The 16,948-nt window shown below is 62.8% G+C and carries 14 protein-coding genes; 4 read left to right on the forward strand and 10 right to left on the reverse strand.

The features are described 5' to 3' along the window. Window positions 1–2: 2 nt before the first annotated feature. From AC3FOF_RS07310 to AC3FOF_RS07345, 8 genes are all read right to left on the reverse strand, one after another. Window positions 3–707: an alpha/beta fold hydrolase gene (locus AC3FOF_RS07310; protein ID WP_488726183.1), complete on the reverse strand. Its 705-nt coding sequence runs from the start codon at window positions 705–707 to the stop codon at window positions 3–5. Between the two features lie 171 nt (window positions 708–878). Then, on the reverse strand, window positions 879–1,559 hold the full coding sequence (locus AC3FOF_RS07315; RefSeq protein ID WP_488726184.1) for an SMI1/KNR4 family protein: 681 nt from the start codon (window positions 1,557–1,559) through the stop codon (window positions 879–881). A gap of 573 nt (window positions 1,560–2,132) precedes the next feature. Continuing rightward, a complete protein-coding gene (locus tag AC3FOF_RS07320) occupies window positions 2,133–3,113 on the reverse strand; it encodes an NAD(P)H-dependent flavin oxidoreductase (RefSeq protein WP_488726185.1) in 981 nt (326 codons plus the stop codon). A 191-nt stretch (window positions 3,114–3,304) separates the two neighbouring features. After that, window positions 3,305–3,946: a 2-hydroxychromene-2-carboxylate isomerase gene (locus tag AC3FOF_RS07325; RefSeq protein ID WP_017227614.1), complete on the reverse strand. Its 642-nt coding sequence runs from the start codon at window positions 3,944–3,946 to the stop codon at window positions 3,305–3,307. An 83-nt stretch (window positions 3,947–4,029) separates the two neighbouring features. Next, window positions 4,030–6,027 (reverse strand): AMP-binding protein, encoded by a 1,998-nt coding sequence (locus tag AC3FOF_RS07330; protein ID WP_488726186.1) that lies wholly within the window; start codon window positions 6,025–6,027, stop codon window positions 4,030–4,032. Window positions 6,028–6,049: 22 nt separating this feature from the next. After that, window positions 6,050–7,612 carry a class I adenylate-forming enzyme family protein gene (locus AC3FOF_RS07335; RefSeq protein WP_488726298.1) on the reverse strand — a complete coding sequence of 521 codons (1,563 nt, stop codon included), beginning with the start codon at window positions 7,610–7,612 and terminating at the stop codon, window positions 6,050–6,052. Between the two features lie 697 nt (window positions 7,613–8,309). After that, window positions 8,310–9,197 (reverse strand): IclR family transcriptional regulator, encoded by an 888-nt coding sequence (locus AC3FOF_RS07340; RefSeq protein WP_488726187.1) that lies wholly within the window; start codon window positions 9,195–9,197, stop codon window positions 8,310–8,312. A 168-nt stretch (window positions 9,198–9,365) separates the two neighbouring features. Beyond that, window positions 9,366–10,931, reverse strand: a complete 1,566-nt coding sequence (locus tag AC3FOF_RS07345; RefSeq protein ID WP_488726188.1) for a class I adenylate-forming enzyme family protein — start codon at window positions 10,929–10,931, stop codon at window positions 9,366–9,368. A gap of 196 nt (window positions 10,932–11,127) precedes the next feature. On the opposite strand from AC3FOF_RS07345, the gene AC3FOF_RS07350 reads away from it, so the two are divergent. The 4 genes from AC3FOF_RS07350 (at window position 11,128) to AC3FOF_RS07365 (ending at window position 15,375) form a co-directional block, all read left to right on the forward strand. After that, window positions 11,128–11,856 (forward strand): SDR family oxidoreductase, encoded by a 729-nt coding sequence (locus tag AC3FOF_RS07350; protein ID WP_017227619.1) that lies wholly within the window; start codon window positions 11,128–11,130, stop codon window positions 11,854–11,856. Window positions 11,857–11,981: 125 nt separating this feature from the next. Next, window positions 11,982–13,178 carry an acyl-CoA dehydrogenase family protein gene (locus tag AC3FOF_RS07355; RefSeq protein WP_488726189.1) on the forward strand — a complete coding sequence of 399 codons (1,197 nt, stop codon included), beginning with the start codon at window positions 11,982–11,984 and terminating at the stop codon, window positions 13,176–13,178. A 10-nt stretch (window positions 13,179–13,188) separates the two neighbouring features. Beyond that, window positions 13,189–14,319: an acyl-CoA dehydrogenase family protein gene (locus tag AC3FOF_RS07360; RefSeq protein WP_488726190.1), complete on the forward strand. Its 1,131-nt coding sequence runs from the start codon at window positions 13,189–13,191 to the stop codon at window positions 14,317–14,319. 66 nt (window positions 14,320–14,385) lie between these two features. Further along, window positions 14,386–15,375 carry a tripartite tricarboxylate transporter substrate binding protein gene (locus AC3FOF_RS07365; protein WP_488726191.1) on the forward strand — a complete coding sequence of 330 codons (990 nt, stop codon included), beginning with the start codon at window positions 14,386–14,388 and terminating at the stop codon, window positions 15,373–15,375. Window positions 15,376–15,606: 231 nt separating this feature from the next. On the opposite strand, the gene AC3FOF_RS07370 is transcribed toward AC3FOF_RS07365, so the two are convergent. Continuing rightward, window positions 15,607–16,158: an LmrA/YxaF family transcription factor gene (locus AC3FOF_RS07370; RefSeq protein ID WP_276265867.1), complete on the reverse strand. Its 552-nt coding sequence runs from the start codon at window positions 16,156–16,158 to the stop codon at window positions 15,607–15,609. 85 nt (window positions 16,159–16,243) lie between these two features. After that, window positions 16,244–16,894, reverse strand: coding sequence for an RNA polymerase sigma factor (locus AC3FOF_RS07375; RefSeq protein ID WP_488726192.1), 651 nt, complete (start codon window positions 16,892–16,894; stop codon window positions 16,244–16,246). Window positions 16,895–16,948: the final 54 nt, after the last annotated feature.

Raw genomic sequence — 16,948 nt, forward strand, 5'->3', positions numbered from 1 at the left:
CTTCAGGCCTGCGCTGCAGGCTCCAGCGTTTTCATAAAGGCCGCGATGGCCTGCGCCGCGTCCCGCGGCACGGCCTGCAGGATGCAATGCGGGGCGGGCAACTCCACGATCTGCGTGTGCGGCGCCAGCGCGGCGACGGTCTCCGACGCACTGCGCGGAACGACCCGGTCGTCGCGGCCGCGCAGGTACAGCACCGGCAACCGGACGCCGGCAAAGCGCGCCGACATGTCCGTCTCCATTACGGCCTTGAGCCTGGCCTGCATGGCGGCAGCGGATACGCTGGACACGGCTGCGCCCAATGCAGCGCGTAGCGCCGGCGTGGCGTGCCCGCCCAGCAAAACGTGGTTTAGCAAAGGGCGGGGAAGCAACGCCGGTGGCAGCCAGCCGGCCAGCGCACGGGTAAAAGCCAGACGCGGGCGTGGCGGGCGCACGAACGAGCCGCACAGGATCAAGCCCCGCATGCCCTCGGGCGGGCGGGCAGCGATGGCGGCCCCCAGCGGGCCGGAGAAGGATTCGGCCAGCAGTACGAAGGGTGCCCCGGCAGGCAGCGCCTGCCGCACAAGTATTTCGAGGGCGGCGTAATCCAGCGCGCGATCACGCGGATAGCGGATGACCAGCGGCGTGATGCCGGTCGGCAGCGCCAGCAGCAAGGGCGCAAACAGATCGCCCGTGCCGTCCATGCCGGGAAGAAGTACCAGTGCGGTCATGCTTGCATTCGGATGCTGGAGATGCCCACATTCTGACATGGCGCGCGCGGCGCTCCCAATTTACGCATCGGCCAGCCCCATGCGCTGGAATTGCCGCCGGCCGATGCGGCGGCCTTCGGCCAGGTGCCAGGTGTGGAACCAGGCGTGAACGCGGTGCAACCACCTCACCGCTCACCGCTCCCCGCACTCCCACCGCGCCGCCACCGCAAACGCGGCGTCTTCCACCTCCGGCAGCAAGGCCAGCGCTGCCTGCGCCGTCTCCTCGCCGATCATCACCGCCTCTTTCTCGTTGGGTTCCGGCAAGGCATCGGCAAGCATGCATTCCAGTCCGGCCTTCATCGCCTCGGGCAGATACCCCTTCAGGGCCGCGATATTCGCCGCCACGCACTGTACCGCCTCGGCCGGGCTGAAATCGTCATCGATCAGATGCGAGAAGTCCGCCGCGCTGCGCACCAGGGCTTCATAGACGAAGGCATCGAACGAGGCGGCTTCGATCCGGCTGCTGCCGCGGTCGTGCCAGACCAGCGCCACGCCGGTGCCGCCGTTGGCCAGCGGCGTCAAGCAGTAGGCATCGCCGGCCCCGGTCTGCGCGAACGGCAGGAAGCGCCGGCCGTGCTGAAAGGCCGGATCGAGCCATTCGCCGATGAACTCGCCGGCCTGCTTCGCGTCGATCCACTCCAGGTCATAGACGCAGGAAAGCACCGGCTGCGCAGCCAGCGTACGGGCTTTCCAGTCGGCGCGCCAGGCCTCGATGTCGGCGCCGTAGCCAGTCCAGCCTGCATCGATCAGTTGCCGCAGCGTGGCCGGCAAGGCGATGCCGCCGGCGTCCGCCAGTGCTGAAAAAGTGTTCATCCGTGTTCTCTCCGTGGGATGCTGCCGGCCAATGCCGGACGTTTGGATGCGCCCGGATGCAACCGAGAGCGCGGTAGGGAACCCGCATCCGGGGGCCGCCTGCGGCGCGCAGCTACCGGCGGCGCGACGAAGCGCCGGCGCAGGCAGTGTTCGACGAGGAAGGGTACCTGTTATGTCACCACGAGGGAAGCGCGGCGGATGGCGGCGCTGCTGTATGGATGGGCACCGCCTGTGCTGGCACAGCGCACCCTTGATCCCGCTGCGTGCTTCCGTATCCATAGGCTCGGCAAAGAAAACCCGGGCACAAAGCCGCGACGACCACGATGCATGGAGCGGGTACCGGCCAGCAACGGCCAAACCTTCAACCCACCCACGAACGGCTCGGCCAACGAGCGCGATGGCAAGCATGCGAGCGGGCGGGAAAGCGCACGGCGATGGCGACCGTTCTACGTGCAAGCGCTCGGCGGCGGCACGGGCGAAGTGCGGTTCTTCGGCTACTGCGAAGAAACAACGCAGATGAACCCAGCGCCACGCCCCCGATCTGGCGCGGCCTCCAAGGCCGGCTCACGCTGGCTAAGCCTCCCCAAGGTAGCCAGTCAGCCGGCCGCCGATCAGCGCCTCGGCATCGGCCATGATTCGGTCGATCAGTTCCTTGACAGTCGGGATGTCATTGATCAGGCCGGCCACCATGCCGCAGCTCCAGGCACCGGCGTCCAGCTTTCCCTCGACCATCACCTTTGGGTAGACCCCCGCGACTTGTTCCTGGATATCGGCAAACTGCAGGTCCTGGCCTTTCTCCCGCTCGATCTCGATCAACCGTTCCACGCCGGCATTGTTCAAGACACGCTCGGTATTGCGCAGGGCACGCATCACCAGCCGCGTGTCCAGTTCAGACGCGGCAACGATCGCTTGCTTGACATTTTCGTGGACTGGCGCTTCCTTGGTCGCGACGAAGCGAGTGCCCATATTTATGCCCTCCGCCCCAAGCGCCAATGCAGCCACGAGGCTGCGCGCATCCGCCATACCTCCTGAAGCCACGAAAGGGATCTTCAGTTCCTCGGCCGCGCGCGGAAGCAGAATCATGTTGGGGAGGTCGTCCTCGCCGGGGTGTCCGCCGCATTCGAATCCATCCACGCTGACAGCATCGCAGCCGATCTGTTCGGCCTTCAATGCATGACGCACCGAGGTGCACTTGTGAATCACCTTGATCCCCGCCGCTTTGAGCATCGGCATGTACTTGTCGGGATTGCGCCCTGCGGTCTCAACGATCCGGACCCCTCCCTCCTTGATCGCCGCGATGTACTCGGCATAGGGCGGCACGGACAAGGACGGCAGGAAGGTCAGGTTCACGCCGAATGGCCTGTCGGTCAGTTCGCGGCAACGCGCGATTTCCCGGGCCAGCAATGCCGGCGTCTTCTGCGTGAGGGCCGTGATGATGCCAAGGCCGCCGGCATTGGAAACCGCAGCCGCCAGCTCGGCCAGGCCGACATAATGCATGCCGCCCTGGATGATGGGGTGCTGGATGCCGAACAGTGCAGTGATGCGTGTCTTCATTGATGGTTCCTCTTGTGAAATCCGCCGGCAGGAGTCAAGCCGGGCAGTCGAACTCGCTGGGCGGGCAACGCGGGTGAAGCGGCCGCTAGTGCGGCCCGTGCAGCACCACGCGCATGCCCTATGCGCCGGGCTTGTAGCCAGGGCTTCGTTCCGCTTGCGCGGGCACGCCTGCGCATATCGCGAACCTGCGCTCAGGGACGTTCCGCTTTGATGCGCTGGATCTCCTCTTCCACATCGCGCAACTGGTCCTTGCCGAAATACATCTCGTCGCCGACAAAGAACGTGGGCGAGCCGAACGCACCGCGCTCGAACGCCGCCTGAGTGTTCGCCATGAGTTGCTGCTTGACCTCGGGATCCTCAATGCGGGCCTGGAAGCCGACGCCGTCCAAGCCCGCCGCATCCAATGCGGTAGCGATGACCTGCGGGTCGTCCATCTTCAGTCCCTGCTCCCACATATGTGCGAATACCGCATCCACGTAAGCGACAAAGGTGCCGTTCTTCTGGGCGGCGACGGCCCCACGCATGATCTGCAGCGTGTTGACCGGCCAGAACGGGTTGTGCCTGTAAGCGTGCAATGCGTGCCTGGCGACAAAGCGATGCATCTCCAGCCGGCCGAACTCCGGCTTGTTCTTGATACCCGCAAATGCTTCCGCTGGGGACCGGTTCCCGGTCAGCCGGAAAAGGCCTCCGAGCAATACGGGCACATACTCGAACTTGACGCCCTGGCGTGCTTCGATACCTGGAATGACTTTATGGCTGAAGTACGAATTCGGGCTGCCGAAGTCGAACTGGAACTGGACCTTGATGGGGGCGATTGCGTTTGTGTCGCGCATGATGTCTCCTGATACGTCTGTTGATGGAATCTCGTGAAACGGGTCCGGCGAAGAACGGATGGATAGAGCGGCGGCACGGAAGCTCAGCAGGGTTGCGGGCTCGGATGCTGCACGACCCCCGATGCCGTGGCCAGCGGGCGGCGATCTGCCTCCTGCGTGACGGTGACCAGCATCGTCGCGCGACCGGGCACGGCGCTTGGGGCCAGGAGTGCCTCCACCATCAGCCACCCTTCCCGAGGCGGCCCTAGCCGCCTCATCGTCAATTCGAGTAGATGGCTCGACGCATAGGCGGAGAAGGCGGCCCATTGCATAGCAGCTTCGGTCAGGAAGGACAACAAGCCAGTACCAAAGCCAAGGGTCTGCTCGACGTCTTCTGTCCACTTGGCGCGCAGCGCGACATGTCCCGGTGCCAGCCGCATGCCGGACAACAAGCATGCTTGCGCTAGTGGGGAAGCCGCGGCGAAGGCGCCGAAATCGCTTGTCCATTGCGCTGAATGATCATCCACGGCATCGCTCGTGAAAGCCGTCTCCCGATCATGGTCGGCACGCTCCCGCGCCAGTGCATTCAGGAACTGCTCGCGCAAGGCCATCTTCTGCAGCTTGCCGGTGGGCAGCCGGGGAAAGTCCGTCACCAGCCGGATGGACTTGGGCGTCTTGATGGGGCCAAGCCGCAAGCGACATTGTTGGCGTAGGGCTTCGCTCACCGCCACCGTGACCAACGAGGAATCCCGCACCTGCACAATGGCCTGCACCGCTTCGCCGAGTTCTTCATCGGGTATGCCGAAGACTGCGGCGTCCAGTACATTCTCGTCGCGCAGCAGGAAGGCCTCGATCTCCTGCGGATAGATATTCACGCCGCCCGAGATCACAACAAAGTCGCGGCGGTCGCTGAGATAGAGATAGCCCTCGTCGTCGACATGGCCGATGTCGCCGTAGGTCCACCAGCCCTGCCGGCTTCGTGAGCGGGCGGTCTTGTCCTCGTCCTTCCAATAGGCGAACGTGCTCGCGCCTTCAAAGAAGACCGTTCCTGTTCGCCCGGAAGGCAGCTCCTGCTCATTCTCGTCGAGGATATGGATGATCCCATCCGTGGCGCGGCCCACCGAGCCCTTGTGGCTCAGCCACTCCTCCGAGCTGATGGCGCAAGCGCCGATGCCTTCTGTACCCGCGTAGTACTCGAACAGTATGGGACCCCACCATGCGATCATTGCCTCTTTCACGTGCACGGGACATGGCGCTGCGCCGTGATGCGCCGCCTGGTGGCTGGACAGGTCATGGGCCTGGCGCACGCCGGCCGGCAGGCGCAGCAGGCGGTGGAACATGGTTGGCACCCACTGGCTATGTGTCACCTTGAACCGCGAAATGGCATCTAGTGCCAGCGCTGCATCGAAGCGCTCCATGACGATGCAGGTCCCGCCCATCGCCAAGGTGGCGGCCACATTGCGATGAGGCGCGGCGTGGTAGAGCGGCGCCGTACACAGGCTCACCATGTCCTGCCCCACCCCCGGCCGGCCGGGCCAGGATAAGTTGCGCGAATCCGGCCCATCAAAAGGCCCTGTCGGCATGGGCTTGCGCACCCCCTTTGGCCGGCCTGTCGTGCCCGAGGAGTACATCATCTCCCTGCCAGGCGCCGTGCTTTCCGGCAGCGTGCTGGGGCAAGCCGCCACCCGTTCCTCCCAGGGATCGAAGCCGGCAATACGGCTGCCGAGGCTAAACAGGCAAGCGCCGGCAAAGTCGACCTCCGACGCTGCGCCGGCACTCTCGGCCGTTGCCGACAACACCACGACAGCGGCTCCGGCATCCCGCACGATATATGCCAAGTCGTCCGCCGACAGCTTTGTCGAAGCCGGCACGTACCTCACGCCGATTCTCTGGCAGGCCCAGCCCAGGAAGAGGAAAGCCGGAGCATTCTCGATGCAGAAGATGATAGCGTCGCCGGACGTGACGCCGCATTGCTGCAGCAAGTGCGCGGCCTGATTGGCGCCCGACTCCAGCTCCCCATAGCTCAGGGTTCGCTGGCTTGGAATGAACACGGCAGCCGTGCGGTCGGGCCGGCTCCGGGCGTGAATCGAAGGATGTGTCATTGTGCTCTCCTGCCGTGCTGGCTCAGGACGGATCCCTGCGCCCTGCCCCCAGCACGGCGGCCTTCTCCTTCAGTGCGTTCTTGAGGATTTTTCCAGTCGGCGCGACCGGCAGTTGGGTCAGGAAATGGATTTCGGCTGGCAGCTTGTAGGGAGACAGCCGCTCCCGCAGAAATCGCTCCAGCGCATCCTGGCTGATCGTGGCATTCGCGGCTGCTTCCACGAAGGCGATGACCTCTTCGTTGCCGTCCGCCTGCCGCCCCACGACGGCAGACTGCACAATGTCCGGATGGCTGTTCAGGACCTGCTCGACCTCCACCGGGTAGACATTAAAGCCAGAGCGGATGATTAACTCTTTGGTGCGGCCCATGATGAAAAGGGCACCGTCTGGCTCCTGCCTGGCCAGGTCGCAGGTATTGAACCAGCCCTCGGCGTCGACAGCCTCGCGGGTCAGTGCTTCATTGCAGTAATAACCCTTCATGACATTGGGACCCCGCACCCGCAACTCGCCCACGGCGCCCGGCTCGACCGGCTGTCCCTCGGAATCGACAATGCGAATCTCCACCCCCGGCACGGGCATGCCGACAGAGCAGTCCGTGCGCGGCGCATGGAGCAAGGTCTGCGACACCGTTGGCGACATCTCGGTCAGTCCGTAGTTGTTATGCAGCGTGAGGCCTAGCGCCGCTTCCACGTCCTGTTTCAATTGCTGGGTCAACGGCGACCCCGCAACACCCGCCAGGCGCAGGACGTGTGGGCCGATGCTACCGCCTGCGCTGCGCATCCAGTCGAGCAGCTTGGCGTACATGGCCGGCACGCCCATCAGTACGGTGATGCCTTCCTCGCGCATGGCCTTGGCCAGCGCAGGCGCCGAATAACGATCTTCGAGCACCAGGGCGCAGCCACATGCAAGCGAGCCCACCAACTGCGATGAGAGTCCCACCACATGCGCCATCGGCAGCACGCCATAGGCCTTGTCTTGAGGCCCGAGACGGCGTAGCGCCCAGACCAGTTCTGCCACATGGAGCAGGTTGGCATGCGTCAGCATGACGCCCTTCGGGTGGCCGGACGTTCCGGAGGTATAGATCATGGCCGCCACCTGCTCCTTCGGGTCTTCGCTCGCTGGCTCCGCGTGAGCGCCTTCGTTCAGGGGCCCGACGGCCAGCTTGCCGAGGGCGGGCCAGCACTGCTCAACGCTCCTATTGCGGCCGGCGTGCATCAGCGCATCCGCGGAAATCTCGCTGGTGTAGAAGACGCGGCGCGCGCCGGAGTGCTCGATAAAGTTGTCGATCTCGCGCGGTGACAGGCGCGCGTTGACGACCACCGCCCAGGCATCCATCGCGCTCGCGGCCAGCACCAGCACACCCAGTGCCACACAGTTCTCCGCGACCATCAAGACCCGGTCGCCCGGACGAACACCGAGCTGGCGCAGCCGTTGCGCCCCGTCCTCGATGGCCACCGCCAACTCCCCATAGCTCACTCGGCCCCGCTTGTCCTGCAGCGCCAACGCCTCCGGCTGCCGGCACACCCAAGGCTCAATAACTTGGTGGATGCGCCTGTAGGACGCAATCGATGTTCTACCTGTTTCCATATGTCTCCCGCCTCTATTTTTGTGGACTATCCCAGGCCGCGTTTGCTTTGCCGCCGAACCAGAACCGTAATGCGGTTTAATATACTGCACTACGGTTCTACTCGCAAAGTAGAGATCTCGCAAATTTCTCAATGACCCGAGAAATTTGCGTGAAATTCGGGATGAGTGTCGCTTTCAGCGCGGACAATAGCGGGCCAATATTCCACCATGCGGATCAATTCGGTGATATGGGAAGAGAGGTAGGGCTACGTACATGCGGACACCGCGCTGCGATCGAGATCACGACTCCTGCCTGGTTTGCCTGCGAGCGACACAGCGATCGCCTCACGCGCGGAAATGCCAAAGGCTGGGAAACTCGTGGCACAAATCCAGGGGAAAGGGCTGCGGCGCCGACGCCTATAACTTCGATTCGCGCAGGGACGAAGACGCGACGGAGCTCCACCGTGGTCGCCAACGTCAACAGTGGCGCGGAGGTTTGTTCCAGGTTCAGGGAAATGACAGCGCGGGCCCACTACAGAACCGGGGACACGGCCCGTTCTGATGGCGGGAGGCCATCATGGTGATGGCTGCGCCGGCTCCTGCTTGAGGTTTCACCGCAGCAACGTGGATGCCCGGCTTTGGCTATGTCCTGGCTCCGGCCTGGGGAATCAGCAGGCAACGGAAGGGGCACGGCCCCCTTCCGTTGCCACTGCGAAACCTATGCCCTGACCGGCGGCCTCTGCAGCGCAGGTTCTCCGAATCCTTGACCGAGGCTGCGCTCGATTTCCCGGACCGTTTCGAGAAGTCGGGGCCGAATCTCATCGTGCAGCCTCGCGACCGGGAAGTAGCCCGCCGCGCCAGCCACACTGATGACCATCATGGGCAAACCACGGCCCGGCAGGAACGGCGCGGCAATGCCGTGAACCTCCTTGACCCAGCTACCGGCGGAGGTCGCGCATCCCGTTGCCCGGTACTCCTCGACAGCCTCGAGAATGCCTTTTTCAAGAATGGGCCACGTACCCTCGTCGAGCTCGCAGATACGCTCCATCAGCTCTGACCGCTCGCGTGCCGGCAGCGCCGCGAGTAGTGCCCGTCCCGCCGCGCTGCTACTCAACGGAATACGAGAACCGACATCGAGACTGAGCGTTACGATCGACGTGCTGCGACAACATTCGAGGTAGAGCATGGACAGCCGGTCGCGCGTGGTGAGCGCAACCACGGCTCCGGTTTCGGCGGCAAGCAACTGCATATACGGCCGAACCACCTGGCGAATATCCAAATTCGCCAGCATGGAACTTCCTAGCGCGCCAGTCGCCGTGCCAAGCCGGTACTTGCCGCTCTCAGGCACCAGATGCAGGTAACCAAGCTTCGTCAACGTATAGGTCAGCCGCGTGATAGTGGATTTCGGCAGTCCGCAGCGCTCGGCAATCTCGTGGTTGGCCAGAAAATTGTCCCCCGTCCGGAAACAGCTCAGCACCTCCAGCCCCCGTGCAAGCGCGGTGACGAAATGCCTGTCCTGCCCCTCCTCCACTGGCAGTTCCTCATCGATCTCCTTTTCGCTGGCAGGCATTATTTTGTTGATAGTCGCTTCCTTTGCCCTTGTCATGCTGGTGGTTATCCTTCCACGAAATACCGAAACACTTGCTGAGGGCGACCCGCACCGCTTCCCCCTGCGCGTTCGAAGCAGCCTGCCGGCACCGCCCTATCCAACCGAGCAAGGTAACACATCCCAAGGTGCTGCCCCGCGGCCCGCCCACGAGCCGGCTGCAAGTGCTCACAGCAGTGCTTGCCGCTCGTCTTTTTCCTTTGCCGCGAGCTGTTTAATCTCACTCTTGAGGAGTTTCCCGGTAGGAGCGGCGGGCAGTCGTGCCATGGCTCGGATCTCCGCAGGCACTTTGTAGGGCGATAGGCGGTCGCGCAAATAGGAGATAAGCTCATCACGATCAACCGCTACGCCGGCCGCCAGCTCCACAAACGCGATCACCTCCTCATTGCCGCCAACGGCTCGCCCCACGACGGCCGACTGCACGATGGCCGGATGGCTGTTCAAGACCTGCTCAACCTCGACCGGGTACACATTGAATCCGGAGCGGATGATGAGCTCCTTGGTGCGGCCGACGATGAACAAGGCGCCGTCGCTGTCCTGTCGCGCCATATCGCCCGTATTGAGCCACCCCTGCGCATTGATGACCGTACGGGTACGCTTTTCGTCGCGGTAGTAGCCTTTCATCATGTTAGGCCCGCGCACCCACAATTCGCCAGCGCTCCCCTGAGCGACATCATTGCCGGCAGCATCTACAATGCGAATTTCCACGTTCGGCACCGGCAGTCCCACGGAACAATCCTTGCGCCAAACGCCCAGCGGAGTCTGCGCGACTGTCGGCGACATCTCAGTCAGGCCATAGCCGTTTTGCAGGGGCATATCAAAAGCAGACTCGACCGCCTGCTTTAGTTCCGGTGTCAAAGGCGAGCCCGCCGTAGCGATCACGCGCAGGCCGTGTCCTGCGAGTGACGTGCCGGTATGTGTACACCAGTCGAGCAGCCTGGCATACATGGCGGGTACGCCGAGGAGCAGGGTCAGACCGCCCTCGCGCAATGCTGAGACCAGTGCCTCCGGCGAGAACCGCTCCTCGAGCCTCAGAACGCAGCCGCAAGCGAGCGAACCAAGCAGTTGCGAAGACAGGCCAACCACATGTGCCATTGGCAGGATGCCGTAGACCGTGTCAAGTGGGCTCAGTTGGCGCAACTGGCGGGACAGCGTGGCCATATGCAGCAGATTGGCGTGCGTCAGCATGACTCCCTTCGGGCTACCCGAAGTACCCGACGTGTAGATCATCGCGGCCACTTGATCTCTTGAACTGTGGCTGACGGGCTCCGGCACGGCAGCGTCGTTCAACGGCCCCACCGCTAACTCACCCACATATGGCCAGGCAGATGCCACGGCGCCCGCGCGTTGCGCATGGGCTTGCGCATCCTGGGAGACATCCGCGGCATAGAGTACGCGCCTCGCTCCAGAATGGTCGATGAAATTGTCAATTTCTCGGGGTGACAGGCGCGCATTGACCACGACTGCCCAGGCATCGCATACGCTCGCCGCCAGCACCAGGACGGCCAGCGCGGCACAGTTTTCCGCGACCAGCATGACTCGATCACCGGGACGCACGCCAAGTTGGCGGAGTTGGTTTGCCGCATCCCGCGTCGCCGTGGCGAGTTCCCCATACGTCAGCCGATAGCGCTTGTCCCGCAGGGCTATCGCAGTTGGATTGCCTTCGACCCACGGGTCGATCACTTCGTGGATCCGTCGGAACGCAAAGTTGAGCGTCTCATGCTTCTCATTCATGTCTAGCGTCTCCTGCCACAGATTATTTAGACTGCAATGCAGTCCATAATACTGTTTAGCAGTCTAAAATTCCAGCGTCGCGATGCCTATTTGACCCGGAAACCGGGAGATGGCGTTGACTTGCATCGAAACGCAACCCATACTGGATCGCAGTGCAGTTTTATGTTCCGCAAAAAAACATGGGAAGGAGACTACTATGACCAAGAAGAAGGCCGTGCTCGTCATCGGAGCTGGGGACGCCACCGGCAGCGCGATTGCGCGCCGATTTGCGCGCGAGGGCTATATCGCCTGCATGACACGACGTAACGCGGACAAACTTGCGCCATTGGTGGCGCAGATCGAAGCCGAGGGTGGCGAGGCGCATGCATTCGCCTCCGACGCACGGAAAGAGGAAGACGTGACTGCGCTCTTCCAGGAGATCGAATCGAAAATCGCACCGATCGAAGTTGCCGTGTTCAACATCGGTGCGAATGTCCGTTTCGATATCCTGGAAACGACCGCGCGCGTCTATTACAAGGTCTGGGAGATGGCCTGCTTCGGCGGCTTCCTGATGGGCCGAGAGGCTGCCAGGGCGATGTTGCCCCGGGAGCGCGGATCGATCTTCTTTACCGGGGCGACGGCGAGCATTCGCGGTCGCGCAGGCTATGCAGCGTTCGCGGGTGCCAAGCACGGGCTGCGCGCACTCGCGCAATCGATGGCCAGGGAACTCGGCCCCAAGGGCATTCACGTCGCTCAGCTCATCATCGACGGCGCCATCGACACGGAGTTCATTCGCGAGACCTTCCCAGAGCGTTACGCGCTGAAAGAGCAAGACGGCATTCTCAACCCCGACCACATCGCCGACGCCTACTGGATGCTGCATCAACAGCCCAAGGATGCGTGGACGCATGAGCTCGATCTGCGCCCCTGGCTCGAGGCATGGTGATCGCACCGCAGTGAACTGACATCGCGGCGAGGCGACTGTGCCGCCGCTCCGTCTTACCTGCATTGTCCCCGCTTGCCCGATTCTCCCCGGCTGCGAGGGCATGCGGCCGCCATTCGGAATCAAGCATGCAACTGACCTACAGTGCCGCGGAACAGGCGTTCCGCGAGGAAGTACGCGCCTTCATTCGTGCAACGCTTCCCGAAGACATTCGACGGAAAGCCCTCCAAAACCGACCGCTCGGGAAAAGTGAAATCGTTCGCTGGACGAAGCGCCTTGCCGAGCAAGGATGGAGTGCACCGAACTGGCCGGTGGAGCACGGAGGCACCGGATGGACTCCCGTCCAGAGCTACATTTTTACGGAAGAGGCTGCCTTGGCCGGGGCACCAGAGCCGATTGCCTTCGGCGTTCGCATGGTAGCGCCCGTATTGCTTGCGTTCGGCACCGACGAACAGAAGGCCCGCTATCTGCCGCGCATCCTCAGCGGCGACGACTGGTGGTGCCAAGGCTACTCCGAGCCCGGCGCCGGTTCTGACCTTGCCAGTCTGTCTACCAGCGCCACGCGTGATGGTGATGAGTTCGTGGTCAACGGTCAAAAGATCTGGACTACCTACGCGCAGCACGCCGACATGATGTTCTGCCTGGTGAGAACCGATCCGCAGGCCAGGAAGCAGCGCGGCATTTCGTTCCTGTTGATGGACATGAAATCGCCGGGCATCACTGTACGTCCGATCATCACGCTGGACGGCAAGCATGAGGTGAACGAGGTGTTTCTTGATTCGGTCCGCGTGCCGGCATCGAATCTTGTCGGCGGCCTGCATCAGGGCTGGGACTGCGCCAAATATCTGCTACGCCATGAGCGCTTCAGCACGGGGATGATCGGTTATATCAGGCGTAATCTAAAGTTGCTGATCGATTCTGCCGCCTCACGCCCTGGGCCAAGCGGTCCTCTGAGCGAGGATATTTCATTCTGTGAAAAGGTGGCGCGGATTGGTATCGAGGTAAACGCGCTCGAGTACACGTTGCTGCGTGCGCTGTCTGAAGCGGACAGCGGTGGGGACGTCGGAACGAAGGCCTCCCTTTTCAAGATCCGTAGTTGCCAGCTTGCCCAGCAAGTGTCGGAGTTGCACCTGGATGCCCTGGGTGTCGATGCACTGGCTTACCCGGCCGAAGCGCGACAGATCGGATGGACCAGTGGCGGCCTGCTTCCCGACGATGCACCGCCACAAGTCGCCAACTATCTCAATCTGCGCAAGCTCACCATTTACGGCGGCTCCGAGGAAGTGCAGAAGAACATCCTCGCCAAGGCGGAACTCAATCTGTAGGACGGCCCACATGGATTTCAATCTATCCGAAGACCAGCGGCTTCTCGTCGACGCCGTTGCTCGCTATCTTGAGCGCGAGTACCGGTTTGAAGATCACCCGCAGCGTAGCCCCGAGCAGGGCCAACACTGGCAAGGTTTGGCAGAACTAGGCTTGCTCGGCCTGCCTTTTGACGCGCGGTACGGCGGCGGCGGCGGTAGTGCCGTGGACTTGGCGCTTGTCATGCAGGAATTTGGCAAAGCGCTCGTCACTGAGCCCTATCTCGCCACGGTTGTGCTTGCGGGAGCTGTGCTCGAACGGGCTGGCAGCCCTGAACAAAAGGCGCAGTGGATTCCCCAACTGGCAGTCGGAAGCAAACGCATTGCTCTGGCGTTCGAAGAAGCGCAAACCGCCTCCGACCTGTCGCGAATCGAAATGACCTATCGTTCGGATGAGGATGGTTACGTCCTCCAGGGAAGGAAGAAAGGTGTCCTGGCGGGATTCGCCGACGTGCTGATTGTTCTGGCCCGAAAAGAGCGGGGTTCGACCGCGGAGGAAAACTACAAGCTGTTCCTTGTCCCCGTTGACGCCGTCGGCATAACCCATATTTCCTACCCAGCGATTGACGGGTCAGCGGTATCGGAGTACGGCCTGGACGACGTCCACATACCGGCGACCGACGTGCTGGGCGATGGCAGCCTGGCGCTGGCTCACGTCGCGTATGCACTTGATCTGGCACGCATTGCGCTCTGCGCAGAAGCGGTCGGAATCATGGAATCAGTCGTGCGAGACACAGCCGAGTATGCCCGCACGAGACGGCAGTTCGGCGTTGCCATCGGTAGTTTTCAAGCCCTGCAGCACAAGATGGTGGACATGCTTGTACATACCGAACAGGCGAAGTCTTCGCTGTGGCGAGCGTTGGCTTTTCTTTCCGATGACGCGCGGCGCACGTCGGAATGCGCCGCCACAAAAGCGATGATCGGCATGAGCGCCCGCTTCGTCGGCCAACAGGCGGTGCAGATCCATGGCGGGATGGGCATGTCCGACGAGATGAAGATCTCGCACTATTTCAAGCGGCTTACCGCCATCGAGCAAACGCTGGGCAACACAGCGGTACATCTGCGGCGCCTGGCCTATGGCATATCGCTAGCGGCGCGAAGCTGAGCTCTGAACCGACAGGTTCAACTGGTTCAACTGGTTCAAAACATCAGAATACAAAAGGAGACTGCAGTGAAGAGACGTCAATTCTTGCATGTTGGCGCGATGGGGCTCGCGAGCGGAGCCCTCGGTAGCGTCTGTGGCGCAGCGCTTGCCCAGTCGGGCGATGCAAAGTATCCCGACCGGCCGATCCGCATTCTACTGGGCTTTCCGCCAGGCGGATCCACCGACGGCCCCATGCGAGTGCTGGCGGCCAATGCCTCAAAGACGCTGGGGCAGCCCATCGTCATCGAGAACAAGCCGGGTGCGGCAGGCGTTCTGCCTGCGCAGATGCTGCAGTCGGCCAAGCCGGACGGCTATACGATCGCGGTCATCCCCCAGGGCGTATTTCGCCTGCCATACACCACCGATATCAACTGGAATCCCGCTGAACTCGGCTACATCATCGGTCTGACTGGCTACGTATTCGGCATCGTGGTACCGGCATCATCCCCGATCAAAACGATGGGCGAGTATATTGCCTACGCAAAAGCCCATCCTGGCGAGCTAACGTACAGCACGCCAGGCGCCCTGACGACCAACCATCTGACGATGGAGCAGATTTCGCGCGTCGCCAACGTGCGATTGAATCATGTGCCATATAAGGGCACGAGCGAGTCGCTTCAGGCACTTCTGGGCGGGCATGTCCAGTCCGCGGCCGAAACATCGGGATGGCAGCCATATGTCGAGAGTGGCAAGCTTCGGCTTCTGGCCGTCTGGGGAGAACATCGCATGCCGCGTTTCCCCAATGTGCCGACGCTGAAGGAGTCGGGCATCAATCTCGCCCAGTCTTCCCCTTGGGGACTTGCAGCGCCCAAAGGTACGCCGGCGGCAATCCTTTCGAAGCTGCATTCCGCCTTCAAGCAGGCGATGGAAGAGCCTAACTTCAAAGAGGTGCTGAAGCCATACGATATGGAGCCAATGTACATGAGCCCGGATCAGTATCGCCGCTACGCAACGGCCGCGATGTCGCGCGAGAAGGTGATCCTCGACCTGATCCAGTACAAGAAGAACAGCGGCTGAGCGCCACCGCCGCCCTCCCTTGAGCGGCGGGTGGGTTTCCTCAACGGCAAGAAATCGGGCGCCAGTCGACACAGCGAGGACGGCCTACCAGGAGGCCAGGCTGGGCAAAGTCAGGTGCGCACCGGCTACGCCTTCATTGCCTCTGCTGGCACAGCCGAGATCGGCAGGCACGACAGAAAATCCGATAGTCGACCACCGACGTCGACAGCTGGGTCGACAGCTGGGGCCGACTCAGGAGGTCTGTCCAGAGGACAAGGGGCGAGCCTCCCCCTCTTCACCGAGCTGTCCAAGCAGCGTGGCCAGACCAAGCTCGAACGCTTCCGTCGACCCAGTTGCACGCCCGACCACGAGGCAACCTTCCAGCACGACCAGCGCGGTCAAAGCAATCCCGCTGGCGCGTTCGGGCGCAAACCCGCGTTCCTCCAATGCCTGCGCAAGCTGCCGCCGCCAGCTCGCGAACGCCGCTGCGCAGGCGTTGGTGAGATCCGGTGAATGTGATCCACGCTCGAGCGTGACGATAGCGACGGGACACCCCGCTTCGTAGTTGTCTTCCGAGAGCCGTCGGGCGCTGTCGCGCAGCACTGCGGCGATCCCCTCGGCAGCCGTCGTCTGCCCCCGGAAAGAATGAGCGATCCAGGCAGCGCCCAGTTGCGCCGCTAAGCCGATGTGCAGCGCCAGGCCCAGCTTCGTCGTTGGGCCGCGCCGTCGTCCGGTCAATTCGTGTTCGGCGTGGCTGTATGTGAAGAACGTCTGCAATTCGAAACTGCTGAGTTCACGCAGCACCTCGCGACGCCATCTCGCAACTGGTTGTGGTTCAAATCATGCTTACGGTGCAAGTCAGCTCCATACGCATGGTGATGCACCTATCTCAAGCCGCAAGCCTGGTGGCAGAGGCCGCCGTCGCCTTGGTCCGCCACTTCTGCCGCAAGCGGCGCCGGGGCGTACTCACGCCGCCGATCACCGGCTGCCTGGTCTGCTCGGCGCAGTAGTCCAGCGCCTGGCGCAGCAGCGTGTCCACGTGCCGCAGCGAGATGCCGTGGCGACTCGCGACTTCCTGGCGAGTCAACTCCTCCAGGCGCAGATTCATCAGCACGGCATGGTGGCGCCAGGGTAGGCCCGCCAGGGCGCGATCCACCGCCGCCAGGTCGGAGCGCGCTTCGGCAATGCGATCCGGGCTGGGCGAGTCGTCGGCGAAGTAGTCGAGTGCGGCGTCGCTCGCGTGCTGCCACGGGCGAAGGTGCCGCAGTTGGTCCGTGGCGAGGTTGCAGGCCACCCGGTAGATATAGGCTTCCGGGTTCTGGATCGCCGTTGACACGGCCGTGTCACCTAGCCGCAGCCAGGCGTCGTGCAGGCTATCGCTGGCCTGTTCGGGGCAGCCCAGGTGGCGCCGCAACAGGCGATGCAGACTCTCGTAGTTGGTGACGAGGCACTCTCGCAGCCGCACGGGATGAACGCTGTCATCGGACAGGGTATCGGCCACGTCAACGGCTTCGAGATGACCATAGGCACTCATGTTCATTTCGGATTCCTCTTGAATTGAGGGCAAAGCGGCCCCCATCCTTTCCCCGCGCTT

This window comes from Cupriavidus sp. 96C5-1 (assembly GCF_057798855.1).

Bases quoted from the DNA above. Each gene is read 5' to 3' on its own strand.
- AC3FOF_RS07310 (WP_488726183.1), bottom strand. From the start codon at position 707: ATGACCGCACTGGTACTTCTTCCCGGCATGGACGGCACGGGCGATCTG.
- AC3FOF_RS07315 (WP_488726184.1), bottom strand. From the start codon at position 1,559: ATGAACACTTTTTCAGCACTGGCGGACGCCGGCGGCATCGCCTTGCCG.
- AC3FOF_RS07320 (WP_488726185.1), bottom strand. From the start codon at position 3,113: ATGAAGACACGCATCACTGCACTGTTCGGCATCCAGCACCCCATCATC.
- AC3FOF_RS07325 (WP_017227614.1), bottom strand. From the start codon at position 3,946: ATGCGCGACACAAACGCAATCGCCCCCATCAAGGTCCAGTTCCAGTTC.
- AC3FOF_RS07330 (WP_488726186.1), bottom strand. From the start codon at position 6,027: ATGACACATCCTTCGATTCACGCCCGGAGCCGGCCCGACCGCACGGCT.
- AC3FOF_RS07335 (WP_488726298.1), bottom strand. From the start codon at position 7,612: ATGGAAACAGGTAGAACATCGATTGCGTCCTACAGGCGCATCCACCAA.
- AC3FOF_RS07340 (WP_488726187.1), bottom strand. From the start codon at position 9,197: ATGACAAGGGCAAAGGAAGCGACTATCAACAAAATAATGCCTGCCAGC.
- AC3FOF_RS07345 (WP_488726188.1), bottom strand. From the start codon at position 10,931: ATGAATGAGAAGCATGAGACGCTCAACTTTGCGTTCCGACGGATCCAC.
- AC3FOF_RS07350 (WP_017227619.1), top strand. From the start codon at position 11,128: ATGACCAAGAAGAAGGCCGTGCTCGTCATCGGAGCTGGGGACGCCACC.
- AC3FOF_RS07355 (WP_488726189.1), top strand. From the start codon at position 11,982: ATGCAACTGACCTACAGTGCCGCGGAACAGGCGTTCCGCGAGGAAGTA.
- AC3FOF_RS07360 (WP_488726190.1), top strand. From the start codon at position 13,189: ATGGATTTCAATCTATCCGAAGACCAGCGGCTTCTCGTCGACGCCGTT.
- AC3FOF_RS07375 (WP_488726192.1), bottom strand. From the start codon at position 16,894: ATGAACATGAGTGCCTATGGTCATCTCGAAGCCGTTGACGTGGCCGAT.